General features: G+C 54.5%; 20 protein-coding genes. 17 read left to right on the top strand and 3 right to left on the bottom strand.

What is annotated here, in order from left to right:
* The first annotated feature begins 19 nt into the window (after nt 1-19).
* Together mog and WFO64_RS16700 are read left to right on the top strand one after the other, a co-directional pair.
* Nucleotides 20-607, top strand: coding sequence for a molybdopterin adenylyltransferase (mog, locus tag WFO64_RS16705; protein ID WP_337013181.1), 588 nt, complete (start codon nt 20-22; stop codon nt 605-607).
* 104 nt (nt 608-711) lie between these two features.
* On the top strand, nt 712-2019 hold the full coding sequence (locus WFO64_RS16700; protein WP_337013180.1) for an MFS transporter: 1308 nt from the start codon (nt 712-714) through the stop codon (nt 2017-2019).
* Between the two features lie 36 nt (nt 2020-2055).
* On the opposite strand, the gene satP is transcribed toward WFO64_RS16700, so the two are convergent.
* On the bottom strand, nt 2056-2625 hold the full coding sequence (gene satP, locus WFO64_RS16695; protein WP_337013179.1) for an acetate uptake transporter: 570 nt from the start codon (nt 2623-2625) through the stop codon (nt 2056-2058).
* Between the two features lie 301 nt (nt 2626-2926).
* Here satP and dnaK point away from each other — a divergent pair, with 301 nt between their 5' ends.
* The 4 genes from dnaK (at nt 2927) to nhaR (ending at nt 8348) form a co-directional block, all read left to right on the top strand.
* On the top strand, nt 2927-4837 hold the full coding sequence (gene dnaK / locus WFO64_RS16690) for a molecular chaperone DnaK (protein ID WP_337013178.1): 1911 nt from the start codon (nt 2927-2929) through the stop codon (nt 4835-4837).
* A gap of 104 nt (nt 4838-4941) precedes the next feature.
* Entirely contained in the window at nt 4942-6087 is a 1146-nt protein-coding gene (gene dnaJ / locus WFO64_RS16685; RefSeq protein ID WP_337013177.1) for a molecular chaperone DnaJ, read from the top strand.
* Between the two features lie 162 nt (nt 6088-6249).
* Nucleotides 6250-7422: a Na+/H+ antiporter NhaA gene (gene nhaA / locus WFO64_RS16680; RefSeq protein ID WP_337013176.1), complete on the top strand. Its 1173-nt coding sequence runs from the start codon at nt 6250-6252 to the stop codon at nt 7420-7422.
* Nucleotides 7423-7430: 8 nt separating this feature from the next.
* Nucleotides 7431-8348: a transcriptional activator NhaR gene (gene nhaR, locus WFO64_RS16675; protein ID WP_337013175.1), complete on the top strand. Its 918-nt coding sequence runs from the start codon at nt 7431-7433 to the stop codon at nt 8346-8348.
* Nucleotides 8349-8386: 38 nt separating this feature from the next.
* Here nhaR and rpsT read toward each other — a convergent pair whose 3' ends face one another.
* A complete protein-coding gene (gene rpsT, locus WFO64_RS16670) occupies nt 8387-8650 on the bottom strand; it encodes a 30S ribosomal protein S20 (RefSeq protein WP_008925553.1) in 264 nt (87 codons plus the stop codon).
* 306 nt (nt 8651-8956) lie between these two features.
* Between rpsT and ribF the strand changes: the two genes are divergently transcribed.
* From ribF to WFO64_RS16615, 11 genes are all read left to right on the top strand, one after another.
* A complete protein-coding gene (ribF, locus tag WFO64_RS16665) occupies nt 8957-9886 on the top strand; it encodes a bifunctional riboflavin kinase/FAD synthetase (RefSeq protein WP_337013174.1) in 930 nt (309 codons plus the stop codon).
* Nucleotides 9887-9915: 29 nt separating this feature from the next.
* Nucleotides 9916-12732, top strand: a complete 2817-nt coding sequence (gene ileS, locus WFO64_RS16660; RefSeq protein WP_337013173.1) for an isoleucine--tRNA ligase — start codon at nt 9916-9918, stop codon at nt 12730-12732.
* Nucleotides 12732-13238, top strand: a complete 507-nt coding sequence (lspA, locus tag WFO64_RS16655) for a signal peptidase II (protein ID WP_337013172.1) — start codon at nt 12732-12734, stop codon at nt 13236-13238. The genes ileS and lspA overlap by 1 nt, the downstream gene beginning before the upstream one ends.
* Nucleotides 13239-13241: 3 nt before the next feature.
* On the top strand, nt 13242-13712 hold the full coding sequence (gene fkpB, locus WFO64_RS16650; protein ID WP_337013171.1) for an FKBP-type peptidyl-prolyl cis-trans isomerase: 471 nt from the start codon (nt 13242-13244) through the stop codon (nt 13710-13712).
* Nucleotides 13693-14646, top strand: coding sequence for a 4-hydroxy-3-methylbut-2-enyl diphosphate reductase (gene ispH / locus WFO64_RS16645; RefSeq protein ID WP_337013170.1), 954 nt, complete (start codon nt 13693-13695; stop codon nt 14644-14646). The genes fkpB and ispH overlap by 20 nt, the downstream gene beginning before the upstream one ends.
* A 221-nt stretch (nt 14647-14867) precedes the next feature.
* Nucleotides 14868-15683, top strand: a complete 816-nt coding sequence (gene dapB, locus WFO64_RS16640; RefSeq protein WP_337013169.1) for a 4-hydroxy-tetrahydrodipicolinate reductase — start codon at nt 14868-14870, stop codon at nt 15681-15683.
* Nucleotides 15684-16151: 468 nt separating this feature from the next.
* Complete coding sequence (gene carA, locus WFO64_RS16635) at nt 16152-17300, top strand: glutamine-hydrolyzing carbamoyl-phosphate synthase small subunit (RefSeq protein WP_337013168.1); 1149 nt, start codon at nt 16152-16154, stop codon at nt 17298-17300.
* Between the two features lie 14 nt (nt 17301-17314).
* On the top strand, nt 17315-20542 hold the full coding sequence (carB, locus tag WFO64_RS16630) for a carbamoyl-phosphate synthase large subunit (RefSeq protein ID WP_337013167.1): 3228 nt from the start codon (nt 17315-17317) through the stop codon (nt 20540-20542).
* Between the two features lie 248 nt (nt 20543-20790).
* A complete protein-coding gene (locus tag WFO64_RS16625) occupies nt 20791-21924 on the top strand; it encodes a porin (protein ID WP_442956157.1) in 1134 nt (377 codons plus the stop codon).
* A gap of 452 nt (nt 21925-22376) precedes the next feature.
* A complete protein-coding gene (gene folA, locus WFO64_RS16620; RefSeq protein ID WP_337013165.1) occupies nt 22377-22859 on the top strand; it encodes a type 3 dihydrofolate reductase in 483 nt (160 codons plus the stop codon).
* A gap of 89 nt (nt 22860-22948) precedes the next feature.
* Nucleotides 22949-24832, top strand: a complete 1884-nt coding sequence (locus WFO64_RS16615; RefSeq protein ID WP_337013164.1) for a PhoX family protein — start codon at nt 22949-22951, stop codon at nt 24830-24832.
* A 34-nt stretch (nt 24833-24866) separates the two neighbouring features.
* On the opposite strand, the gene apaH is transcribed toward WFO64_RS16615, so the two are convergent.
* Nucleotides 24867-25724 (bottom strand): bis(5'-nucleosyl)-tetraphosphatase (symmetrical) ApaH, encoded by an 858-nt coding sequence (gene apaH / locus WFO64_RS16610; RefSeq protein ID WP_337013163.1) that lies wholly within the window; start codon nt 25722-25724, stop codon nt 24867-24869.
* Between the last annotated feature and the right edge of the window lie 4 nt (nt 25725-25728).

Below are 25728 nucleotides of genomic sequence, written 5' to 3'. Positions count from 1 at the left end.
ATTCACAGCGAAGCTCATCATGAATACATTACGCATTGGCCTGATCTCGGTCTCCGATCGCGCCGCCAACGGCATCTATCCCGATCAGGGTATTCCCGCGCTAGAGAGCTGGCTGAGTCACGCACTCAGCAGCCCGTTTGAGATTGAATCCCGCCTGGTACCCGACGAGCAGCCGATGATTGAGCACGCGATTTGCGAGCTGGTCGATGAACGTTTTTGCCATCTGGTGTTAACCACGGGCGGCACCGGTCCGGCCCGACGCGATGTCACGCCCGATGCCACCTTAGCCGTTGCCGATCGCGAAATGCCTGGTTTTGGTGAGCAGATGAGGCAGATCAGCCTGCAGTTCGTGCCGACCGCGATTCTGTCGCGTCAGGTCGGGGTAATCCGCAAACAGTCGCTGATCCTCAATCTTCCCGGTCAGCCGAAGTCGATCAAAGAGACGCTGGAAGGGCTGAAGGATGAGCAGGGCAAAGTAAAAGTTCACGGTATCTTTGCCTCTGTACCTTATTGTTTACAGCTTTTGGAAGGGCCTTACGTCGAAACACATCCTGATGTGGTAGCAGCATTTCGGCCTAAAAGCGCGATACGTGAGATAAATAACTAAATAATCTCCATTTCAGGCATAAGCTATAGCCTCGCTGGTGTGGCAAAAGATTGACGTTATAGTAATAAGATCTTTACAACCTCGTCTTTTGCTTCTGGAATATTATGAATCCCACTCACACCCAGCGTCTGTCTGGTAAAGATTACAAAACCCTGGCGCTGGCCGCACTGGGCGGCGCACTGGAGTTCTACGACTTCATCATCTTCGTCTTCTTCGCCACAGTCATCGGCGACCTCTTTTTCCCTTCTGATATCCCGGAATGGCTGCGTCAGCTGCAGACGTTTGCCATTTTTGCCGCAGGCTATCTGGCACGCCCGCTGGGCGGCATCGTGATGGCGCATTTTGGCGATAAACTCGGGCGCAAAAAGATGTTCAGTCTGAGTATTCTGTTGATGGCGCTGCCGACCTTAATGATGGGTGCTCTACCCACCTGGCAGACGATTGGCCTTGCTGCGCCACTCCTGATGTTGCTGATGCGGATGTTGCAGGGCGCGGCGATTGGCGGTGAAGTGCCGGGAGCCTGGGTGTTTGTCGCTGAGCACGTACCCTATAAACGTATCGGCATCGCCTGTGGCACGCTGACGGCCGGACTGACTATCGGCATTTTACTGGGGTCGCTGGTGGCGACACTGATTAATACCTCGATGTCGCAGCAGGCGATTCATGACGGCGGCTGGCGTATTCCATTCTTCCTCGGTGGCGTGTTTGGGCTGGTTGCGATGTTCCTGCGCCGCTGGCTGCATGAAACGCCGGTGTTTATTGAGATGCAGCAGCGTAAAGCGCTGGCTGAAACTCTGCCGCTGAAGACCGTGCTGGCGGAGCATAAAAAGTCGGTTGTCATCTCCATGTTGCTGACCTGGCTGCTCTCTGCCTGCATCGTAGTCGTGATCCTGATGTCGCCGGTCTGGCTGCAGAATCAGCAGGGCATCGCGCCTGCACTGACCCTCCAGGCCAACAGCATCGCCACTGTGATGCTCTGCATTGGCTGTATTATTGCCGGACTCGCTGCCGATCGCTTTGGTGCCAGTCGTACCCTGTGTGTCGGCAGCCTGCTGCTGGCGCTCTGTAGCTGGCAGTTTTATCACCTGAGCGCCCTCTATCCGCAGCAGCTCTTTCTGCTCTATGGCCTGGCGGGTCTCAGCGTTGGTATTGTCGGCGTAGTGCCGTTTGTGATGGTGCGCGCCTTTCCGGCAGAAGTGCGTTTTACCGGGCTCTCTTTTTCCTACAACCTCTCCTATGCGATCTTTGGCGGCCTGACACCGATCTGTGTGTCGCTACTGATGAACGTCTCAGTGATGGCACCCTGCTGGTATGTGATGGCGTTGGCGCTGGTGGGATTGTTGACGGGGATCTGGCTGCGGCGTGATGTCAGCCACGAGCCGGGGTTGCATCAGAGTATTAAACCGTTGTAATGGGAGCGCGGAGCCTGGCTCCGCGTCTTATTATGCTTAAAGCGATTTCGCGCCAATCGGCAGAATGGTGCGGCCAAAGGTTTCATTCAGCACTTCACCCATCGCCAGATAGCAGGCGCTGGCACCACAGAGTATCCCAACCCAGCCCGCGGACACCACCAGTACAGGCAGGTGCATAAGATGGGCCACGGCCAGCAGCAGAAACAGCAGCGTGAGCGAGCCGAAAACAAACTGCAGCATCCGCGCACCTTTCAGCGTGCCGACGAACATAAACAGCGTGAAGATGCCCCACAATGCCAGCCACGCACCCAGAAAACGTTCGTCAGGCGCTTTCGCCAGACCCATTTCCGGTAACAGCAGGATTGCTACAAAGCTTAACCAGAACATGCCGTAGGACGTAAAGGCGGTCAGTCCAAACGTGTTGTTCTTTTTAAACTCCAGGAGACCGGCCAGCACCTGCGCAATCCCGCCATAAAAAATCCCCATGGCTAAAATTGCCACGTCCATGGCAAACAGGCCCGTGTTGTGCAGGTTCAGCAAAATGGTTGTCATGCCAAAACCCATTAATCCCAGCGGGGCAGGGTTAGCCAGCGTTGAATTTGCCATAGTTCCTCGGCAGTAAGATGATTGTTGATGAAATAAAAAGACTCACACTTGCCCCCTGAGGGAAACAAGGCGCCGCATCATATTCAGCGTGGGATCTGCGTTCTTTGATCCCGAAAGGGTCACAGGTGAAAATTTTTTTTGATTTAACCCTTGATGCGCATCGAAGCGGCCCCATTTACTTGTCATCGAGTGTTGTGAACATTGGAAAAAAGCATGTGCTGGCAGGTTGAATGCAAACAATCTGCCCACATAAAAGGTTCACAACCCAAATTGGCAACGAATTTAAGTGGGAGATGTTTAGATGGGTAAGATTATTGGTATTGACCTGGGTACAACCAACTCTTGTGTCGCGATCATGGATGGCACTAAAGCACGCGTGCTGGAAAATGCCGAGGGCGATCGCACCACGCCTTCAATTATTGCTTATACACAGGATGGCGAAATTCTGGTCGGTCAACCGGCTAAACGTCAGGCAGTGACCAACCCGCAGAACACTCTGTTCGCAATTAAGCGTCTGATTGGTCGTCGCTTCCAGGACGAAGAAGTACAGCGTGATATTAAAATCATGCCTTACAAAATCGCCAGCGCTGACAACGGCGATGCCTGGCTGGAAGTTAAAGGTCAGAGAATGGCACCGCCGCAGATCTCTGCTGAAGTGCTGAAGAAAATGAAAAAGACCGCCGAAGATTACCTCGGTGAGCCAGTGACTGAAGCCGTGATTACCGTGCCGGCTTACTTCAACGATGCGCAGCGTCAGGCGACCAAAGATGCAGGCCGTATCGCGGGTCTGGAAGTCAAACGTATTATTAACGAACCAACTGCTGCTGCACTGGCATACGGTCTGGACAAAGGCCAGGGCAACCGTACCATCGCAGTTTATGACCTGGGTGGCGGTACCTTCGATATCTCAATCATTGAGATCGACGAAGTTGACGGCGAGAAAACCTTTGAAGTTCTGGCGACCAACGGTGATACCCACCTGGGTGGTGAAGACTTCGATAGTCGCCTGATTAACTATCTGGTTGCTGAATTCAAGAAAGACCAGGGCATCGATCTGCACAACGATCCACTGGCTATGCAGCGTCTGAAAGAAGCGGCAGAGAAAGCGAAAATCGAACTCTCTTCTGCGCAGCAGACCGATGTTAACTTGCCATACATCACGGCAGATGCGACCGGTCCTAAGCACCTGAACATCAAAGTAACCCGCTCTAAACTAGAGTCACTGGTTGAAGATCTGGTTGCACGCTCAATCGCGCCACTGAAAGTTGCGCTGCAGGATGCGGGTCTGTCTGTGTCAGACATCAACGACGTTATCCTGGTGGGTGGTCAGACCCGTATGCCACTGGTTCAGGCCAAAGTGACCGAGTTCTTCGGTAAAGAGCCACGTAAAGACGTGAACCCGGACGAAGCAGTCGCAGTCGGTGCTGCGGTTCAGGGTGGTGTACTGGGCGGCGACGTGAAAGATGTGCTGCTGCTGGACGTTACCCCGTTGTCACTGGGTATCGAAACCATGGGTGGCGTGATGACCTCGCTGATCAGCAAGAACACCACCATCCCAACCAAGCACAGCCAGGTCTTCTCGACGGCTGAAGATAACCAGTCAGCCGTGACCATTCACGTGCTGCAGGGTGAGCGTAAGCGCGCCAATGACAACAAGTCACTGGGCCAGTTCAACCTCGACGGTATCCAGAACGCGCCACGCGGTATGCCGCAGATCGAAGTCACTTTCGACATCGATGCGGACGGTATCCTGCACGTTTCGGCGAAAGACAAAAATAGCGGTAAAGAGCAGAAAATTACCATTAAAGCCTCTTCAGGTCTGAACGATGAAGAGATCGAAAAAATGGTGCGTGATGCTGAAGCGAACGCGGAATCTGACCGCAAGTTCGAAGAGCTGGTACAGACACGTAACCAGGGTGATCAGATTGCCCACAGCACGCGTAAGCAGCTTGAAGAAGCGGGCGACAAACTGTCAGCTGATGACAAAGCGCCAATTGAAGCTGCTCTGGCCGCGCTGGAAACTGCGCTGAGAGGCGAAGACAAAGCAGAAATCGACGCCAAAATGCAGGCGCTGATGGAAGTGTCCGGCAAGCTGATGGAAGCGGCACAGCAGTCTCAGGCGGGTGCAGCGGATGCCGGTGACGCGTCAGCGAAGAAAGATGACGACGTTGTCGATGCTGAATTCGAAGAAGTGAAAGATAACAAGAAATAATTGCCCCTGACCGGGCGCGACGGTTGGCCTGACAGCCGTTGAAACCAGCACGGGCGTAGGAGATTTCTCCACGCCCGTGCGATCATGTTAAGGGCTAAATAAACATGGCGAAGAGTGATTACTACGAGATTTTAGGCGTCGCCAAATCCGCGGACGAGCGTGAAATCAAAAAGGCTTACAAACGCCTGGCAATGAAATTCCACCCGGACCGCAATCCCGGTGATAAAGAAGCCGAAGCTAAGTTCAAAGAGGTCAAGGAAGCATACGAGATCCTGACCGATGCGCAGAAGCGTGCCGCCTACGATCAGTATGGTCATGCAGCCTTTGAACAGGGCGGCATGGGGGGCGGTGGATTTGGCGGCGGCGGCTTTGGTGGCGGCGGTGCAGACTTCAGCGATATCTTTGGCGACGTGTTCGGTGACATCTTTGGGGGTGGACGCCGTCAGCGCGCATCCCGTGGCGCCGATTTACGCTACAACATGGAGCTGTCGCTGGAAGAAGCGGTACGCGGCGTGACCAAAGAGATTCGCATTCCAACGCTGGAAGAGTGTGATGTCTGCCACGGCAGCGGCGCGAAAGCGGGAACGCAGCCACAAACCTGTTCAACCTGTCACGGTGCAGGTCAGGTGCAGATGCGGCAGGGCTTCTTCACCGTCCAGCAGGCCTGTCCGACCTGTCAAGGTCGCGGCTCGGTGATTAAAGATCCGTGCACCGCCTGTCATGGTCATGGCCGTGTTGAGAAGTCGAAAACGCTGTCAGTGAAAATCCCGGCAGGGGTTGACACCGGCGATCGCATTCGTCTGAGTGGTGAAGGCGAAGCGGGCGAGCAGGGCGCACCAGCAGGCGATCTCTACGTTCAGGTATCGGTGAAGAAACACCCGATCTTCGAGCGGGAAGAGAACAATCTCTACTGTGAAGTGCCGATCAACTTTGCAATGGCGGCGCTGGGCGGTGAGATTGAAGTACCGACACTGGATGGTCGCGTGAAGCTGAAAGTACCGTCAGAAACGCAGACCGGCAAGCTGTTCCGCATGCGTGGACGGGGTGTAAAATCTGTACGCGGTGGTGCGGTCGGTGACCTGTTGTGCCGTGTCGTGGTGGAAACACCGGTCAGCCTGAATGAGAAACAGAAAACGCTGTTGCGTGAACTGGAAGAGAGTTTTGGCGGCCCAAGCGGTGAGCACAACAGCCCGCGTTCCAAAAGCTTTTTCGACGGCGTGAAAAAATTCTTTGATGATTTAACCCGTTAAATTCATCTTCTTAAAGCCAGCGCAAGTCGCCGGCTTTTTTTTTGCCTGCGATTAACGATTCGCTATTTCCGAATGATTCCCGATAAATAAACTGTTTTTTTCGAGCTGTCACTGCCGTTACTCTTAGGGACTTGGATCGATCTCTGGATAAGGACAACGTGCGTGAATATCAGACTAAAAAGAATCCTGGAAAGCGATGCCACCGGCGGTGTGGTGCTTATCATCGCTGCTGCGCTGGCGATGCTGCTGGCCAATAATGGAGCTACACAACAGGGCTATCGCGATCTGCTGGCGATTCCGGTGGAGTTTCGCTTTGGCGCTCTCGATATCAGTAAAGATCTGCTGTTGTGGATTAACGATGCGCTGATGGCGCTGTTCTTCCTGATGGTGGGACTGGAGGTCAAACGCGAACTGGTGATGGGCGCGCTGGCCAAACGTGAACAGGCGCTATTCCCTTTGATTGCGGCGCTGGGGGGCATGATCGCCCCGGCGCTCATCTTCCTGCTGTTTAACGGTGCCAATCTCAACACCCGCAGCGGATGGGCGATCCCCACCGCCACAGATATCGCTTTCGCGCTGGGTATTATGGCGCTGCTGGGGAGCCGTGTACCGCCTGCCCTGAAAATTTTCCTGATGGCGCTGGCGATCATCGACGATCTCGGGGCAATCGTGATTATTGCGCTGTTCTACACTCACCACCTTTCCATGGCCTCCCTTGGCGTTGCCGCTGCCGCCATTGCCGTGCTGGCGCTGATGAACCTGCTTAATGTACGAAACACCGGTCTCTATCTGCTGGTGGGACTGGTGCTGTGGGTTGCGGTGCTGAAGTCGGGTGTCCATGCGACGCTGGCTGGCGTGGTGGTGGGCTTCCTGATCCCGCTGGCGAAAAAAGAGGGCCACTCACCGGCGATTCATCTTGAGCATGCGCTGCATCCCTGGGTGCGCTGGGTGATCCTGCCGCTGTTTGCCTTTGCCAATGCGGGTGTGTCGCTCGAAGGGGTCTCGTTCGGCAGCCTGTTCTCGCTACTGCCGCTGGGCGTCATTGCCGGTCTGCTGATTGGTAAGCCACTGGGCATCACGCTGTTCTGCTGGGTGGCTGTGAAAACCGGCTTAGCCAGACTGCCGGAAAAGACCCATATCAAAGATATCGCTGCGGTAGGGGTGCTGTGCGGCATCGGCTTCACCATGTCGATTTTTATCGCCTCGCTGGCCTATGGCGATATCAGTGCTGAGCTGATGACACTGGCCAAGCTGGGGATTCTGTCAGGCTCGATTCTCTCAGCGGTGCTGGGTTATGTGATCCTTGGGTGGCGTCTGAAACAGCGTCCGGCGTAGGGCATCCTATGGCGCATATTAATTACAACCATCTCTACTACTTCTGGCACGCCTGCCGCGCGGGATCGATAGCTGGCGCAGCAGAGACCCTCTCACTGACGCCGCAGACCATAACCGGTCAAATTAAGGTGCTGGAGGCGCGCCTGCAGGGCAAATTGTTCCGGCGGCAGGGGCGGGGGCTGGTACCGACTGAACTGGGGCAGCTGGTGTTCCGCTATGCGGACCGCATGTTTATGCTGGGTCAGGAGATGCTGGATATCGTGAACTATCGAAAAGAGTCGCATCTGCTGCTGGATATTGGCGTGGCAGATGGGCTTTCTAAACAGCTGGTTAGCAAGGTGCTGGAGACAGCGGTGATCGCAGAAGAGAAAATCCATCTGCGCTGTTTTGAATCCACACACGAAATGCTGCTGGAGCAGCTCAGTCAGCATAAGCTGGATATGATTATTTCTGACTGCTCTATCGACGCTACACAGCAGGAGGGGCTTTTTTCCGTGAAACTGGGCGAATGTCCGGTAAGCTTCTGGTCAACCCAGCCGCAGCCCGGGGTGCCCTTTCCGGCTTGCCTGGAGACGCGCCCGCTACTGATCCCCGGACGCCGCTCAATGCTGGGCCGGAAAATCCTCAACTGGATCAGCAGTCAGGGGCTGCAGGTTGATATTCTCGGGGAGTTTGATGATGCGGCTTTAATGAAAGCCTTTGGTGTGCAGCATCATGCGATTTTTGTCGCGTCGGCGCTGGGTCAGCAAGATGGCTGGCAGCGTGATGCGATTGCCGAGGTCGGGCGGCTTGATACAGTGTTCGAGGAGTATCATGTTATCTTTGTCGGGCGGATGATTCAGCATCCGGCGGTGCAGCGTATCTGTCGCGCTGACTTCAGTGGACTTTTCCCCCGCCAGGGTACAGACGAAAAAAAACCGGCGTAAGCGCCGGCTTTTTCAACAAAGCGATTAACAACGGGCGATTAAGCCAGTTTGTTGATCTGTGCAGTCAGGTTTGATTTATAACGTGCAGCTTTGTTTTTATGGATCAGACCTTTAGCGGCCTGACGATCCACGAGTGGTTGCATTTCATTGAATGCGTTCTGCGCAGCAGCTTTGTCGCCTGAAGCGATCGCCGCGTATACTTTCTTAACGAAGGTACGCATCATTGAACGGCGGCTAGCGTTATGCTTACGGCGTTTCTCAGATGTTACGGCGCGTTTCTTAGCTGATTTGATATTAGCCAAGGTCCAACTCCCAAATGTGTTCTATAGAGACAAATCAAAGGCCGAGGACTATGCCCTTCTAACCTGATTTTGTCAATGGATTTGTGCAAATAAGCGTCGCTCTATGAGCAGCACTCGGTTACGTATTTGATGGCGCAAGATTCTACCAGCTTCCCCTCGCTGAATACAGTATTTCGCGACAAAATTCTTAACATGCGCTTCTGTAACAGGAAATGCAGTGCGTAAAGCATGAAAGGCGTGCTGACGGGTTAACCTGAGTCGCTTTCAAGGGTATAATCCGCCGATTTCCACCGGTTTGGGCCAGCCATGAAGTTTATCCGCGGTATTCATAATCTTAACGAGCAGCATCGCGGCTGCGTTCTGACTATCGGTAATTTCGATGGCGTACACCGTGGACATCAGGCGCTGATGTCCCGGCTGTGTGAAGAGGGGCGCAAGCGTAATCTGCCGGTCGTGGTCATGGTTTTTGAGCCACAGCCGCTGGAGCTGTTTGCCGGTGATAAAGCCCCGGCTCGCCTGACACGCCTGCGTGAAAAACTGCGATACATGTCGGAAGCCGGCGTCGATAAAGTGTTGTGTGTGCGGTTCGACCGCCGCTTTGCCGCCTTGTCTGCACAGCGTTTTATCAGTGACCTGCTCATCGATAAGCTGGACGTAAAGTACCTTGCGGTAGGCGATGATTTCCGCTTCGGCGCTGGTCGCCAGGGGGATTTCCTGTTATTACAGAAAGCCGGTGCAGAGTATGGCTTTGAGGTCGTCAGCACCGAAACCTTCTGTGACGGCGGTAAGCGAATCAGCAGCACCGCCGTGCGTCAGGCGCTGGCCGCGGATGATTTAGCGCTGGCGCAGTCGCTTTTAGGTCATCCCTTTACTATTTCCGGCCGCGTCGTGCACGGTGATGCACTGGGACGCACGCTGGGTTTCCCCACTGCGAATCTCCCTTTACGCCGCAGCGTCTCGCCGGTGAAAGGGGTTTATGCGGTGGAGGTAGAGGGGCTGACGCCCAAGCCACTGCCAGGTGTCGCCAATATTGGCACCCGTCCGACAGTAAAAGGTTTACGCCAGCAGCTTGAAGTTCACCTGCTCGACATCAATATGGATCTCTATGGTCGTCACATTGATGTGGTGCTGAAACAGAAAATACGAAACGAGCAGCGCTTTGCCTCACTGGAGGCGTTGAAAGAACAAATTGCGAACGATGTGGTAACAGCCCGGCAGTTCTTTGGGCTGCTTTAACCCGAGCGAAAAACGGAATCGAAAATCTGATGAGTGACTATAAATCTACCCTGAATTTGCCGGAAACGGGATTCCCGATGCGTGGCGATCTGGCCAAACGCGAGCCGGGAATGTTGCAACGCTGGTATGCTGACAACCTGTACGGCATCATCCGCGAAGCCAAAAAAGGGAAAAAAACCTTTATCCTGCATGATGGCCCTCCGTATGCGAACGGCAGCATTCATATTGGTCACTCCGTTAACAAGATTCTGAAAGACGTTATCGTTAAGTCGAAAGGCATGGCGGGTTACGATTCGCCTTATGTGCCGGGCTGGGATTGTCACGGTCTGCCAATCGAACACAAAGTTGAGCAGATGATCGGTAAGCCTGGCGAGAAAGTCACTGCTGCTGAATTCCGCGAAGCGTGCCGCAAATACGCCGCTGAACAGGTTGAAGGCCAGAAGTCGGACTTTATCCGTCTGGGTGTGCTGGGTGACTGGGATCGGCCTTACCTGACCATGGATTTCACTACCGAAGCCAACATCATTCGTGCGCTGGGTAAAATTATCGGCAACGGCCACCTGCATAAAGGTGCGAAGCCCGTGCACTGGTGCCTGGATTGCCGGTCTGCTCTGGCAGAAGCGGAAGTGGAGTATTACGACAAAACGTCTCCGTCGATTGACGTAATGTTCAACGCCATCAATGCCGATGCTGTGCGTCAGGCGTTTGACGTGGCACAGGTTAATGGCCCGATTTCACTGGTGATCTGGACGACGACGCCGTGGACATTACCGGCTAACCGTGCCATCTCTTTGCATCCTGAATTTGAGTACCAGCTGATTCAGATCGAGGGACGTGCCGTGATCCTGGCCAAAGAGCTGGTGGAAAGCGTCATGAAGCGCGCTGGTGTCAGCGAATGGCAGGTGCTGGGCGAATGCAAAGGCGCTGCGCTGGAGCTGCAGAAATTCCAGCATCCGTTCCTGGCGCTTGAATCGCTGGTGGTGCTGGGCGAGCACGTGACCCTGGACGCCGGTACCGGTGCGGTACACACGGCACCGGGTCACGGCCCTGATGACTATGTCATCGGTCAGAAATATGGCATCGAAACCGCTAATCCTGTCGGACCGGATGGCAGCTATCTGCCAGGCACCTATCCGACGCTGGATGGAATCAACGTCTTTAAAGCCAACGACATGATCGTTGAGTTGCTGAAAGAGAAGGGCGCGCTGCTGCACGTTGAGAAACTGCTGCACAGCTACCCGCACTGCTGGCGCCATAAAACGCCGATCATCTTCCGCGCCACGCCGCAATGGTTCATCAGTATGGATCAGAAAGGATTGCGTGCGCAGTCGCTGAAGGAGATCAAAGGCGTGCAGTGGATCCCGGACTGGGGCCAGGCGCGTATCGAATCGATGGTGGCGAACCGTCCTGACTGGTGTATCTCTCGTCAGCGCACCTGGGGCGTGCCAATGGCGCTGTTCGTTCACAAAGAGAGCGAAGAGCTGCACCCGGACACGCTGGCGCTGATGGAGAAAGTGGCACAGCGTGTTGAGCAGGAGGGGATTCAGGCCTGGTGGGATCTTGATCCACGCGAACTGATGGGCGACGATGCCGATCAGTACGTTAAAGTGCCGGATACGCTGGATGTATGGTTTGACTCCGGTTCAACCAGCTATTCCGTGGTGGATGCGCGTCCGGAATTTGGCGGACATGCGCCTGACCTTTATCTGGAAGGGTCTGATCAGCATCGCGGCTGGTTTATGTCCTCGCTAATGATCTCCACGGCGATGAAAGGCAAAGCCCCTTATCGTCAGGTACTGACGCACGGTTTCACCGTGGATGGTCAGGGCCGCAAGATGTCAAAATCAATCGGCAACACCGTTGCGCCGCAGGATGTGATGAATAAACTGGGCGCCGATATTCTGCGCCTGTGGGTGGCATCAACCGACTACTCAGGTGAAATGGCGGTCTCCGATGAGATCCTCAAGCGCTCTGCTGATGCCTATCGTCGTATCCGTAACACCGCGCGTTTCCTGCTGGCTAACCTCAACGGCTTCAACCCAGCCACCGATCTGGTGAAACCGGAAGAGATGGTGGTGGTGGATCGCTGGGCGGTAGGCCGCGCGCAGGCAGCGCAGGCTGATATCGTCGCTTCCTATGAGAACTACGATTTCCATGAAGTGATCCAGCGCCTGATGCAGTTCTGCTCGGTAGAGATGGGCAGCTTCTATCTCGACATCATCAAGGATCGTCAGTACACCGCTAAAGGCGATGGCCTGGCGCGTCGCAGCTGTCAGACCGCGCTGTGGCATATCGTCGAAGCGCTGGTTCGCTGGATGGCACCGATCATGTCCTTTACGGCGGATGAGATCTGGGGCTATCTGCCGGGTGAGCGTGCACAATATGTCTTTACCGAAGAGTGGTATCAGGGTCTGTTTGGCCTTGCTGAAGATGAAGCGCTGAATGACGCCTACTGGGCTGAGCTGCTGAAAGTGCGTGGCGAAGTGAACAAGGTGATCGAGCAGGCACGCGCGGACAAACGTATCGGTGGCGCACTTGAAGCGACAGTAACACTGTATGCCGATCCGGAACTGGCCGCCAAGCTGCAGGCGCTGGGTAACGAGCTGCGCTTTGTGCTGCTGACTTCTGGCGCACAGGTGGCTGATTACGCACTGGCGAACGACGAAGCGCAGCAGAGTGACCTGCTGAAAGGTCTGAAAATCGCGCTGCACAAGGCGGAAGGCGAGAAATGTCAGCGCTGCTGGCATTACACTACCGATGTTGGACAGAATCCTGAGCATGCTGAGGTCTGTGGTCGTTGTTACACTAACGTAGCCGGTGACGGCGAACAGCGTGAATTTGCCTGATGCGTAAACCTATTTTATCAACCGGATTGCGTTGGCTGTGGCTGGTGCTGGTGGTAATCATTGTCGATTTCGTCAGCAAGCAGTGGGTGATGAACCACATGATGCTGCATGAAACACAGCCGCTGATGCCGTACCTGAACCTGTTCTATGCGCACAACTACGGCGCGGCGTTCAGTTTCCTGGCGGATAAAGGCGGCTGGCAGCGCTGGTTCTTTGCCGGTATTGCGCTGGCTATCGTGATTTCCCTGATGGTGATGATGTATCGCAATCATACCAGCCAGAAGATCGCTAACATCGCGTATGCCCTGATTATTGGCGGCGCGATAGGCAATCTGTTTGACCGCTCATACCATGGCTTTGTGGTCGATTTTATCGATTTCTATGTCGGTAACTGGCACTTCGCTACATTTAATATCGCTGATTGCGGCATCTGTATTGGTGCGGCATTGGTGGTGCTGGAGGGCTTTTTCAGCCCGAACGGCAAACAGGCTAAACAGAAAGGGTAAGTGATGACTGAGTCCGTACAGCGCGAAAGCGCGGTGTTGGTGCATTTTACGCTGAAGCTGGAAGATGGCTCGACGGCGGAATCGACCCGTGCAAACGGCAAACCTGCGCTGTTCCGTCTCGGTGATGGCAGTCTCTCTGCGGCACTTGAGCAGGCACTGCTGGGGTTGAAAGCGGGTGAAACAAAACAGTTCACTCTGGCGCCAGAAGAGGCATTTGGCGGCGTCAGCCCTGACCTGATCCAGTATTTCTCGCGTCGGGACTTTGTCGACGCAGGTGAGCCGGAAGTGGGTGCCATCATGCTGTTCAGTGGCATGGGTGGCAGTGAAATGCCAGGCGTGATCCGTGAGGTGTCCGGTGACTCAATCACCGTGGATTTCAACCATCCGCTGGCAGGTCATCGTATTCAGTTTGATGTAGAGGTGCTGGAAATCGATCCGGCGCTGGAGGCGAACGATGCAAATCCTGTTAGCTAATCCCCGCGGTTTCTGCGCTGGCGTTGATCGCGCCATCAGTATTGTTGAGCGCGCGCTGGAGATGTATGGCGCGCCGATCTATGTTCGTCACGAAGTGGTGCATAACCGTTACGTGGTGAACAGCCTGCGTGAGCGCGGCGCTATTTTCATTGAAGAGATCAGTGAAGTCCCGGATAACGCGATTTTAATCTTCTCAGCGCACGGTGTTTCTCAGGCGGTACGTGCCGAAGCTAAAGCGCGCAATCTGACCATGCTGTTTGACGCCACCTGTCCGCTGGTGACCAAAGTGCATATGGAAGTGGCGCGCGCCAGCCGTAAAGGTGTTGAAGCGATACTGATCGGTCATGCTGGTCACCCGGAAGTCGAAGGCACCATGGGGCAGTACAACAACCCTAATGGTGGCATGTATCTGGTGGAGTCACCGGAAGATGTCTTCAGACTGACCGTCAAAGACGAAAACAATCTGAGCTTCATGACGCAGACCACGCTCTCTGTGGATGATACCTCTGACATCATTGATGCCCTGCGTCAGCGTTTCCCGGCGATTATCGGGCCGCGTAAAGATGATATCTGTTACGCCACGACCAACCGTCAGGAAGCGGTTCGCATCCTGGCGAAAGATGCGGAAGTGGTGTTGGTCGTGGGTTCGAAGAACTCCTCGAACTCTAACCGCCTGGCTGAACTGGCACAGCGTGCCGGTAAGCTGGCGAAGCTGATCGACTCTGCGGATGATATTCAGGAAGAGTGGGTAAAAGGCGTGGCCTGCATCGGTGTCACCGCAGGCGCGTCAGCACCTGATATTCTGGTGCAGCAGGTGATCCAGCGGTTGCGTGTTCTTGGCGGCGAAGCGGCGATTGAGCTGATTGGCCGTGAAGAGAATATCGTCTTCGAAGTACCAAAAGAGCTGCGCGTCGACGTGCGTAACGTGCAGTAACGCTTCGATATCACTGATAAAAAGGCCGACGCTGTTCGGCCTTTTTTTGTTTTTAGACTGTCAAAAAAGCGGTGGTTTGCTGGCGTGATTGCTTTTACTGATAATCGCAGGCGACTGGCATAAAATTCTTATTATCACTGATTAATAGTGGCGTGCCTGTTAACTCGTGGTTAACCTGATGACGCTTTGGATGCATAGTTTTGTTTTAGGAATGAATAAATATGAACACTATCCGCATTGCTATTGTTGGCGCGCCGGGCCGTATGGGCCGTAATCTGATTCAGGCGACGCAGCAGGCAGAGGGTATAGAACTGGGTGCTGCACTGGCTCGTCCTGGCTCATCGCTGACCGGCAGCGACGCGGGTGAATTAGCGGGCATAGGGAAGAATGGCATCATCATCGCTGATGATTTACGCGCGGTGATTAACGACTTTGATGTGCTGGTCGACTTTACCCGCCCGGAAGGCACGCTGGAGTATATGGCGATCTGCCGTGAGCAGGGCAAAGCGATGGTGATCGGCACCACCGGTTTTGATGAGGCAGGCAAAGCGGCTATTCGTGCAGCGGCGGAAGATATCGCCATTGTGTTCGCCGCTAACTTCAGCGTTGGGGTGAACCTGGTGCTGAAGCTGCTGGATAAGGCCGCTAAAGTGATGGGTGAGTACGCGGATATTGAGATCGTCGAAGCGCACCACCGCCATAAAGTGGATGCGCCTTCTGGCACCGCGCTGGCAATGGGTGAGGCGATTGCCGACGCGATGCAGTGGAAACTGGATGAGCATGCGGTCTATACGCGTGAAGGTCACACTGGCGAACGCCAGCCGCAGACCATCGGTTTTGCGACGGTACGTGCAGGTGACATTGTCGGCGAGCATACGGCGATTTTTGCAGATATCGGTGAGCGTGTAGAGATTACCCACAAAGCTTCAAGTCGTATGACCTTTGCAAATGGCGCGGTTAAGTCAGTTTTATGGTTGAAAGGCAAGAAATCAGGTCTGTTTGATATGCGTGATGTGCTTGATTTGTCGATGTTGTGAGTACTGTAAACCATCGTGATGTGACTATATCAATCACTAATTAATTGATTGAAAAGGGCAATTTTTTTATTGCCCTTAATTTTATCTAAAAAATACCTTCCTGATTCAAAAGTTAACTCTGAATCTCATTTTTTTGTATTTTCATGGTTTATTTCCCCCGCTGAACGTCATTTTTGACCATTTGGTCAAAATTAAAGGTCTTACACCACTGCTTTTGATTTTAAGCGGCGTGGCAAACGATTATTCCACCGAGTTTCCCCCTGTTTTTGACGCTTATACCCGTTATTTTCCTCATAAGGTGGATAAAGATGAAAAAAATCCGTTGCAGGGTAGACAATGACCAGGGCGATCATTAGAATGCGCGCAATTTGCCAAAAATCGACAATTCAGGCGGTTTTTGCATTGATTCAGGCGACTATTTTGAATTAATATGCAGATAATGTGACTGTTTATTCCCTGGAGGATGTTTTGATTAAGTCAGCAATCCTGGTTCTGGAAGACGGAACCCAATTCCACGGTCGGGCCATCGGGGCAACAGGGTCGGCAGTGGGGGAAGTCGTTTTCAATACCTCAATGACCGGTTATCAAGAAATCCTCACTGATCCTTCCTATTCCCGCCAAATCGTTACTCTCACTTATCCCCATATCGGTAATGTCGGTGCCAATGCCGCCGACGAAGAATCCAGCCAAATTCATGCCCAGGGCCTGGTTATTCGTGACCTGCCGCTGATTGCCAGCAACTTTCGCAGTGAAGAGGGCTTATCCGCCTACCTGCAGCGCAACAACATTGTGGCGATTGCCGATATCGATACCCGCAAGCTGACGCGCTTGCTGCGTGAGAAAGGTGCGCAAAACGGCTGCATTATTGCTGGCGATAATCCGGATGCCGCGCTGGCACTGCAAAAAGCACAGGCGTTCCCCGGGCTGAAAGGGATGGATTTGGCGAAAGAGGTCTGCACCACTGAAACCTACAGCTGGCAGCAGGGTAGCTGGACGCTGGATGCGGGTCTGCCGGCGCAGTCTGACGCTGAATCACTGCCTTACCATGTGGTGGCTTACGATTACGGCGTCAAGCGTAACATTTTTCGCATGCTGGTTGATCGCGGCTGTCGTCTGACCGTGGTTCCGGCACAGACGTCTGCCGAAGAGGTGCTGAAACTGAATCCGGATGGCATTTTCCTCTCCAACGGTCCTGGCGACCCGGAGCCGTGCGACTACGCCATCCGTGCGATTCAGGCCTTCCTGAAAACCGAGATCCCGGTGTTCGGTATCTGCCTGGGTCATCAGCTGCTGGCGCTGGCCAGCGGAGCTAAGACCGTAAAAATGAAACTCGGGCATCATGGCGGCAACCACCCGGTGAAAGATCTGGATAACAATCGCGTGATGATCACCGCGCAGAACCACGGTTTTGCGGTCGATGAGAACAATCTTCCCGCTAACCTGCGTGTTACCCACATTTCGTTGTTCGATAAAACCGTGCAGGGCATTCACCGCACTGACAAGCCCGCATTCAGCTTCCAGGGACATCCGGAAGCCAGCCCTGGCCCCGGTGATGCTGCGCCGCTGTTTGACCACTTTATTGAATTGATTGACGCATTCCGTCTGCAAGCGAAGTAATCAGGAGCTAATTCATGCCAAAACGTACAGACTTAAAATCCATCCTGATTCTTGGTGCCGGTCCGATTGTGATCGGCCAGGCCTGCGAATTTGACTATTCCGGCGCGCAGGCGTGTAAAGCGCTGCGTGAAGAGGGTTACCGCGTCATCCTGGTGAACTCCAACCCGGCGACGATCATGACTGACCCGGAAATGGCCGATGCAACCTACATCGAGCCGATTCATTGGGAAGTGGTGCGTAAAATCATCGAAAAAGAGCGTCCGGATGCGGTACTGCCAACCATGGGCGGTCAGACGGCGCTGAACTGCGCGCTGGAGCTGGAGCGTCATGGCGTGCTGGAAGAGTTTGGCGTCACCATGATTGGCGCGACGGCTGATGCCATCGACAAAGCAGAGGATCGTCGTCGTTTCGACGTGGCGATGAAAAGCATCGGTCTGGATACCGCGCGCTCCGGCATTGCGCACACCATGGAAGAAGCGCTGGCTGTGGCGGAAGATGTCGGTTTCCCCTGCATTATCCGCCCTTCCTTTACCATGGGTGGCACCGGTGGCGGTATCGCCTATAACCGCGAAGAGTTTGAAGAGATTTGTGAACGCGGTCTCGACCTCTCACCAACCAATGAGCTGCTGATTGATGAGTCGCTGATTGGCTGGAAAGAGTATGAGATGGAAGTGGTGCGCGATAAAAACGACAACTGCATCATCGTCTGCTCAATTGAAAACTTCGATGCGATGGGGATTCATACCGGTGATTCCATTACGGTTGCACCTGCCCAGACGCTGACCGATAAAGAGTATCAGATCATGCGTAACGCCTCGCTGGCGGTACTGCGTGAAATCGGTGTTGAAACCGGCGGCTCTAACGTGCAGTTCTCGGTTAATCCGAAAGATGGCCGCCTGATTGTCATTGAGATGAACCCGCGCGTATCACGCTCCTCGGCGCTGGCCTCAAAAGCGACTGGCTTCCCGATTGCTAAAGTGGCGGCCAAGCTGGCGGTCGGCTATACCCTCGACGAGCTGATGAATGATATCACCGGCGGGTTAACGCCAGCCTCCTTTGAGCCTGCAATTGACTACGTTGTCACCAAGATCCCGCGTTTCAACTTCGAAAAGTTTGCCGGTGCCAACGATCGCCTGACCACGCAGATGAAGTCAGTCGGTGAAGTGATGGCGATTGGTCGTACTTTCCAGGAGTCAATGCAGAAAGCGCTACGCGGCCTGGAAGTGGGTGCTAACGGCTTCGACCCGAAAGTGCACCTCGACGACCCGGAAGCGTTAACCCGCATCCGGCGTGAGCTGAAAGATGCCGGTTCAGACCGCATCTGGTACATCGCAGACGCTTTCCGTGCCGGCATGTCGGTTGATGGCGTGTTCAACCTGACTAACATTGATCGCTGGTTCCTGGTGCAGATTGAAGAGCTGGTGCGGCTGGAAGATCAGGTGGCCAGGGAAGGTGTTAACAGCCTGGATGCGACTTTCCTGCGCACCCTTAAGCGTAAAGGCTTTGCCGATGCACGGCTGGCGATGCTGGCGGGTGTGGCAGAGAGCGAAATTCGCAAGCTGCGTCAGCAGTTTACCCTGCACCCGGTGTATAAGCGCGTGGATACCTGCGCCGCAGAGTTCGCGACGGACACCGCCTACATGTACTCCACCTATGAGGAGGAGTGCGAAGCCAATCCGAGTCCGGATCGCGAAAAAATCATGATTCTGGGTGGGGGACCAAACCGTATCGGTCAGGGTATCGAATTCGATTACTGCTGCGTTCACGCCGCTCTGGCGCTGCGTGAAGATGGTTACCAGACCATTATGGTCAACTGTAACCCGGAAACCGTCTCGACCGATTACGACACCTCTGATCGCCTCTACTTCGAGCCGGTCACGCTGGAAGATGTGCTTGAGATTGTGCGCATTGAGCAGCCAAAAGGCGTGATTGTGCAGTATGGCGGTCAGACACCGCTGAAACTGGCGCGTGCCCTGGAAGCGGCGGGCGTACCGGTTATCGGTACCAGCCCGGATTCCATCGACCGGGCTGAAGACCGCGAACGTTTCCAGCAGGCGGTTGAGCGCCTGAACCTGAAGCAACCGGCTAACGCCACGGTGGCTACACTGGAGCAGGCGGTGGAGAAAGCCGCTGGCCTGGGATATCCGCTGGTGGTGCGTCCTTCTTATGTGCTGGGCGGCCGTGCTATGGAGATTGTCTACGATGAGATCGACCTCAAGCGCTACTTCCAGACGGCGGTTTCGGTTTCCAATGATGCACCAGTGCTGCTGGATCGCTTCCTGGATGATGCGGTTGAAGTGGATGTGGATGCGATTTGCGACGGTGAGCGGGTGCTGATTGGCGGCATTATGGAACACATAGAGCAGGCTGGCGTTCACTCCGGTGACTCCGCCTGTTCACTGCCGGCCTACACCCTGAATCAGGAGATTCAGAATGTCATGCGTCAGCAGGTTGAGAAACTGGCCTTTGAGCTGAACGTTCGCGGTCTGATGAACGTCCAGTTCGCGGTGAAAGACAACGAAGTCTACCTGATCGAAGTCAACCCACGCGCGGCGCGTACCGTGCCGTTCGTCTCTAAAGCAACCGGTGTCCCGCTGGCGAAAGTCGCCGCGCGCGTGATGGCAGGTAAAACGCTGGCAGAGCAGGGCGTCACTGAAGAGGTGATTCCGCCTTATTATTCTGTCAAAGAAGTGGTGCTGCCGTTCAACAAGTTCCAGGGCGTTGACCCGATTCTGGGGCCAGAAATGCGCTCTACCGGTGAAGTCATGGGCGTGGGCCGCACCTTCGCTGAGGCGTTTTCCAAAGCGATGCTGGGCGCACAGAGCAACATGAAGAAGTCGGGCCGTGCGCTGCTGTCGGTGCGTGAAGGCGATAAGAAACGTATCGTCGACCTGGCCGCTAAGCTGCAGAAGTTTGGTTTTGAACTGGATGCGACCCACGGCACGGCGGTGGTGCTGGGCGAAGCGGGCATCAATCCGCGCCTGGTTAACAAGGTGCATGAAGGACGTCCGCATATTCAGGACCGTCTGAAGAATGGCGAGTATAGCTACATCGTCAATACCACGGCGGGTCGTCAGGCGATTGAAGATTCGAAGCTGATTCGCCGCAGCGCACTTCAGTATAAAGTGCACTACGACACCACGCTGAACGGCGGCTTTGCGACCGCCATGGCGCTGAATGCTGACCCGACGGAACAGGTTATCTCCGTTCAGGAGATGCATGCCCAGATAAAGGCGATGTAATGTGATAAACGGCTCCCACGGGAGCCGTTTTTTTTGCCGTTTTATTGGCGATAATCTGAAAAACAGGTCCGGGTAAAGTAAGGTATTTGTGTTAAAGTAACTGATTTGGCTTAATTTTTTAGCTTTAGGTGCGGATAAGGTCTGTTTGCACAAATTTATAATATAAACACTTCCTGTGCGGATTGTTCACCAGTACTATGCCTGCCGCTCATCACTGGAGCGTATCAGGACATAAATAAAAAATGAAAATGCGTACTTTTTCTCTGAGTGCAGTGGCTGCACTGATGGCAATTCTTCCTTTCGCCAGCCAGGCGGAAATTACCCTGTTAAAACAGGATCCGCAGGCAGGCGATCCGCTTAGCCGTCTTAACTTTACTTTTGGCGGCAGCATTCGTGCTCAGGTCAATCATCAGACCGGCGTGGATGACAAATCCTACAAGCGCGACGGTTTTGATGGTGGCACCCGTTTCCGTTTCGGCGCTGACTACGCCCTTTTTGATGACGTCAGCTGGATCAGCTACTACGAGCTGGGCGTTAACGTCCCGGCGGTCTTCAGTTGGGATCGTCACTATGCGGAGGGTGCCCATAACACCACGCGTCGTCAGCTCTACACCGGTCTGAAAAGCAAAACCTGGGGTCAGCTCACCTTTGGTCAGCAGAACAGCGTCTATTACGACACAGTGGGTGCCAAAACTGATATCTGGGATTACGACATGCTCGGCCAGGCACCGGGCAACGGGATCAACGGCGACTACGACGGGTCTTACCGCTCACGTAAGCAGCTGAAGTATAAAAACAGCGTCGGCGAGGCGGATCTCTACGCCTCTTACCTGTTCGAAGATAACGAATATCTGCCAGGCAACGGCCTGCGCTATAAGCGCAAAGGCGGCGGCTCGCTGGGCGTGGATTACCACATCACTGACGATCTTAGCTGGGGCACGGCGTGGAACTATACCCGCGCGGCGATGCGTAACCCGAACAATGGCGGCAGTAAAGATTACGATCAGAACATTTACGGCACCGCGCTAAGCTGGACACCAGGCAACTGGACATTGTCAGCCGGCGGTGGCTGGTATCAGAACTTCATGACCACCAAACGCAAAGATGTGCATGACTACTTTGCCGGCGATGCATGGGGCATTGAATATTTCGCCGGTTACAAGATTCCGGTGGCGCAGTATGGTCTGAAAGCGGTACAGCCGTATGTCATGGGCGATCGCATTGAGTATGCGACAGGCCGTGATTATCAGCGCATCGACAACGGTCTGGGTGTGGTGCTGTTCCTCGACTACGGTTTCCGTGTCGATTACGAACATGTCTTTACCTCCAGCACCGATAACCTGGGTGATATGAATCTGGTGCGTCTGCGCTACGACTTCTGATAACCCTGACGGCTTCATGCGGGAGCCGTCAGGCGGTTGTAAAAACCTGGCTCGATTCGCTATGAGACCGTGCCAGGACAGGGAACACAGTCAGGTCATACGCTAATGCCAATCCCTGGCCGCTCGGCCCGCGCCATCCGGGCGCGCAGGACGCTTTCGTCTTCTGACGTATCCCCTGCGCACTGTGCTTATCCGTTGCGACCAGGTTCACTCTGATATGGGTTTATCGGCAGTCTGATGGCTCCTTCGGGAGCCGTTTTCTTTTCCTCTCGATTTTTGTGCCAGTCTGATGCCGAGCTGCGGCAAACTGGCGTGATTACGTGGTGAAAAACGCTGCACAGGCCGTGAAAAACGGCGTCATGAAAAGCTTTACGCATTTAGACCTGTCCCCCTATCGACGAAAGTTTCACCTTTACGTATTATGGCGCCAATTTTTCCAGTGAGTGGTTAACATGATTAGTCTTATCGCGGCATTAGCAGCAGATCGCATTATTGGAATGGAAAACGCCATGCCGTGGGACCTGCCTGCAGATCTGGCGTGGTTCAAGCGCAATACGCTGAAGAAACCGGTGATTATGGGTCGACTGACCTTTGAATCCATTGGACGACCTTTACCTGGCCGGCTGAATATCGTGGTCAGCAGCCAGCCGGGCACCCATCAAGGCGTCACCTGGGTCACTTCGCTGGATGAGGCGGTACAGGCAGCCGGTGACGCAGAAGAGATCATGGTGATTGGCGGCGGACGCGTTTATGAGCAGATGCTGAAGCGTGCCGATCGTCTTTATCTCACGCACATTGATGCAGAAGTTGAAGGTGATACACAGTTCCCGGATTACGAGCCGGATGAGTGGCAGTCAACTTTCAGCGAATTCCACGACGCTGACGAACAAAATTCCCATAGCTACTGCTTTGAGATCCTAGACCGTCGTCGGTAGCCTTCTCCCTGTCGGTTGTAACCTGGCTGTCATCTTTATTCATTAGCATTGCTTCTTTTCTGGGATCGTCATAAAGGAAGCAATCACTCATGAAAACTGAACTCTCCGCTTTAAGTACTGACCAGCTGCCTGATCCACTGCGGCGTAAATTCCTGGCCGGTTCCGGCGCGGTCGGGCTGACCGGCTTTCTCAGCGGCGGCCTGACGCTCTCGGGCAGCGCACTGGCGAAGGAGAAGCCTGCGGGCAGTCCCCTGTTGGGTTTTCAGGCAATTGCCGCGTCCACGGCCGATGAGGTCGTGGTGGCACCAGGTTATCGCGCCGATGTGTTGATCTCCTGGGGTGATCCGCTGGTTGATGGTGCAGTCGCGTTTGATCCGCACGGCACCAACAGTGCGGAAGAGCAGGAAAAGCAGTTCGGTGACAACAACGATGGTATGAGCTTCTTCGCCATTGATGAGCATCACGGTGTGATGGCGATTAACAACGAATATGTGAATGAGCCGACGCTTTTTGCCCACGGCGGCCGCAAAGCGACCAGCCTGGAAGATGTGAAAAAGTCACAGGCGGCACACGGCGTCTCTGTCGTTGCAGTCAAACGGGGTGAGGCTAACCGCTGGCAGGTGGTACGTCCTTCTGACTACAACCGCCGCATTACCGCCAATACTCCAATGCGTTTTTCGGGTCCGGCAGCGGGGGATAAAGCGCTGCAGACCGCAGCCGATCCACAGGGAATGAATGTCCTTGGCACCTTTGGTAACTGCGCCAACGGTAAAACGCCGTGGGGCACCTACCTCACCTGCGAAGAGAATTACGACACCTACTTTGGTACTCATCAGGCGGACTTTACGCCGACCCCACAGCAGAAGCGTTATACCCTGAATGCCGCTGAGCCGGAGCGCAACTGGGCCGATTTTGATCCCCGCTTCGATATCGCGAAAAACCCGAACGAATTCAACCGTCACGGCTGGATTGTCGAAATCGATCCCTTCGATCCGCACTCCGTGCCGGTAAAACGCACTGCGCTGGGCCGCTTTAAGCACGAGAACGCCGCTGTGACGGTCGCGAAAACCGGGCAACTGGTGGTTTACATGGGCGATGATGAGCGCGGCGAGTATATCTATAAATATGTCTCAGATGACAAGGTCATCCCGGAGGATGCTAAAGCGAATCACGGACTGCTTGATAAAGGCACGCTCTATGTGGCGCAATTCAACGGCGACGAGCAAGGCACACCGCTTAAAGGAAGTGGGCGCTGGCTGGCGCTGAAGTGGGGTAAAAATGGACTCACCGCTGAAAAGGGGTTCAATAGCCAGGCAGATGTATTAATCAATGCGCGTGCTGCGGCAGATGTGGTTAACGCAACGCGAATGGATCGGCCGGAGTGGATTGCCGTTAACCCGCATGATGGCCGTGCCTACTGCACCCTGACCAACAATGATAAGCGTGGTAATGAAGGCATGCCGGTCAATGCGGCGAATCCGCGACCCAAAAATATCTACGGGCAGATTATCCGTTGGGATGAGAAGGGCGATGCCACCACACAGACGTTTGAGTGGGATATCTATACGTTGTGCGGTAACCCGATAGCGCATCCTGAGGGGATCTATCGCGGCACACCAAACATCACTGCTGAGAACACCTTTAACAGCCCGGATGGTCTGGGGTTTGATGCCCAGGGGCGGTTATGGATCCTGACCGACGGTAAGTACAGTAACAAAGCCGATTATCAGGGACAGGGGAATAATCAGATGCTGGTGGGTGATCCTGATAGTGGAGAGATCCGCCGGTTTATGGTTGGTCCTAAATCGTGCGAGCTAACCGGCATTACTTTCACGCCCGATTACAAAACGCTGTTCGTGAATGTACAGCATCCCGGCGAAGAGGGGGACTCACATTTCCCCAACAACAGTCCGCGTCCACGGTCTTCGGTGATGATGATAACCCGCGAAGATGGCGGCATTATCGGCGCATAAAACAGGATGCTGGCCTTATTGGCCAGCATCCGTGTTAAAGCGCAGGCGGTGCCAGACTTTCGCTGGAGGCCAGCGCTTTTTCGCGATTAGATGGCTGCACCACATAGCGTTGCGTCTCCCAGTGCAGCAGGGTCAGCGTTCCGCCCCAGCAGCAACCGGTATCCAGAGCGATAACTCCTGCAGGCGTGCCTTTGCCTTCAAGCGAGGCCCAGTGGCCAAAGACAATGGTATAGTCACGTGCCACCGGTCCCTCAATGTTAAACCAGGGTTTCAGCGGCGGAAGAGCCGATTCAGGGGCATCTTTGCAGATCATATCCAGCTGGCCGTTGGGGAAACAGTAACGCATGCGGGTGAGGGCGTTGGTGCTGAAACGCAGACGTGCCAGACCGGTCAGATCCTCACTCCAGTTGTTCGGCATGTCGCCATACATGGCATCCAGGAACAGGGGATAACTGTCGCTGGCCAGAACTGCTTCGACTTCACGTGCGCACTTTTTCGCGGTGTCGATATCCCACTGCGGCGTGATACCGGCATGCCCCATGACCAGCTTTTTCTCTTCATCAACCTGTAACAGCGGCTGACGACGCAGCCAGTTGATCAACTCATCAGCATCGTCCGCTTCCAGCAGCGGTGTCAGGCGATCTTTGGGCTTGTTACGGCTGATACCGGCGTAGACCGCCAGCAGATGCAAATCGTGGTTACCCAGTACCAGACGTACCGCGTCGCCGAGCGATTTCACATAGCGCAGGACATCAAGTGAGCCAGGACCGCGCGCCACTAAGTCGCCGGTCAGCCACAGCGTATCCTGCTCAGGATTGAAATCGACCTGTTGCAGCAATGCACGTAATTCATCGTAGCAACCATGAACGTCGCCAATCAGGTATGTGCTCATAACG

This window comes from Pantoea sp. AS142 (assembly GCF_037152305.1).
Taxonomy (GTDB): Bacteria; Pseudomonadota; Gammaproteobacteria; order Enterobacterales; family Enterobacteriaceae; genus Pantoea.
Note: the sequence above shows the minus strand (reverse complement) of the source record. Positions and strands in the feature narration are given on the sequence as shown.

Coding starts and splice junctions, on each gene's coding strand:
- dnaJ (WP_337013177.1), top strand. CDS start 4,942: ATGGCGAAGAGTGATTACTACGAGATTTTAGGCGTCGCCAAATCCGCG.
- carB (WP_337013167.1), top strand. CDS start 17,315: ATGCCAAAACGTACAGACTTAAAATCCATCCTGATTCTTGGTGCCGGT.
- ileS (WP_337013173.1), top strand. CDS start 9,916: ATGAGTGACTATAAATCTACCCTGAATTTGCCGGAAACGGGATTCCCG.
- WFO64_RS16625 (WP_442956157.1), top strand. CDS start 20,791: ATGCGTACTTTTTCTCTGAGTGCAGTGGCTGCACTGATGGCAATTCTT.
- dnaK (WP_337013178.1), top strand. CDS start 2,927: ATGGGTAAGATTATTGGTATTGACCTGGGTACAACCAACTCTTGTGTC.
- folA (WP_337013165.1), top strand. CDS start 22,377: ATGATTAGTCTTATCGCGGCATTAGCAGCAGATCGCATTATTGGAATG.
- satP (WP_337013179.1), bottom strand. CDS start 2,625: ATGGCAAATTCAACGCTGGCTAACCCTGCCCCGCTGGGATTAATGGGT.
- dapB (WP_337013169.1), top strand. CDS start 14,868: ATGAACACTATCCGCATTGCTATTGTTGGCGCGCCGGGCCGTATGGGC.
- mog (WP_337013181.1), top strand. CDS start 20: ATGAATACATTACGCATTGGCCTGATCTCGGTCTCCGATCGCGCCGCC.
- ispH (WP_337013170.1), top strand. CDS start 13,693: ATGCAAATCCTGTTAGCTAATCCCCGCGGTTTCTGCGCTGGCGTTGAT.
- fkpB (WP_337013171.1), top strand. CDS start 13,242: ATGACTGAGTCCGTACAGCGCGAAAGCGCGGTGTTGGTGCATTTTACG.
- lspA (WP_337013172.1), top strand. CDS start 12,732: ATGCGTAAACCTATTTTATCAACCGGATTGCGTTGGCTGTGGCTGGTG.
- WFO64_RS16700 (WP_337013180.1), top strand. CDS start 712: ATGAATCCCACTCACACCCAGCGTCTGTCTGGTAAAGATTACAAAACC.
- apaH (WP_337013163.1), bottom strand. CDS start 25,724: ATGAGCACATACCTGATTGGCGACGTTCATGGTTGCTACGATGAATTA.
- WFO64_RS16615 (WP_337013164.1), top strand. CDS start 22,949: ATGAAAACTGAACTCTCCGCTTTAAGTACTGACCAGCTGCCTGATCCA.
- ribF (WP_337013174.1), top strand. CDS start 8,957: ATGAAGTTTATCCGCGGTATTCATAATCTTAACGAGCAGCATCGCGGC.
- nhaR (WP_337013175.1), top strand. CDS start 7,431: ATGGCGCATATTAATTACAACCATCTCTACTACTTCTGGCACGCCTGC.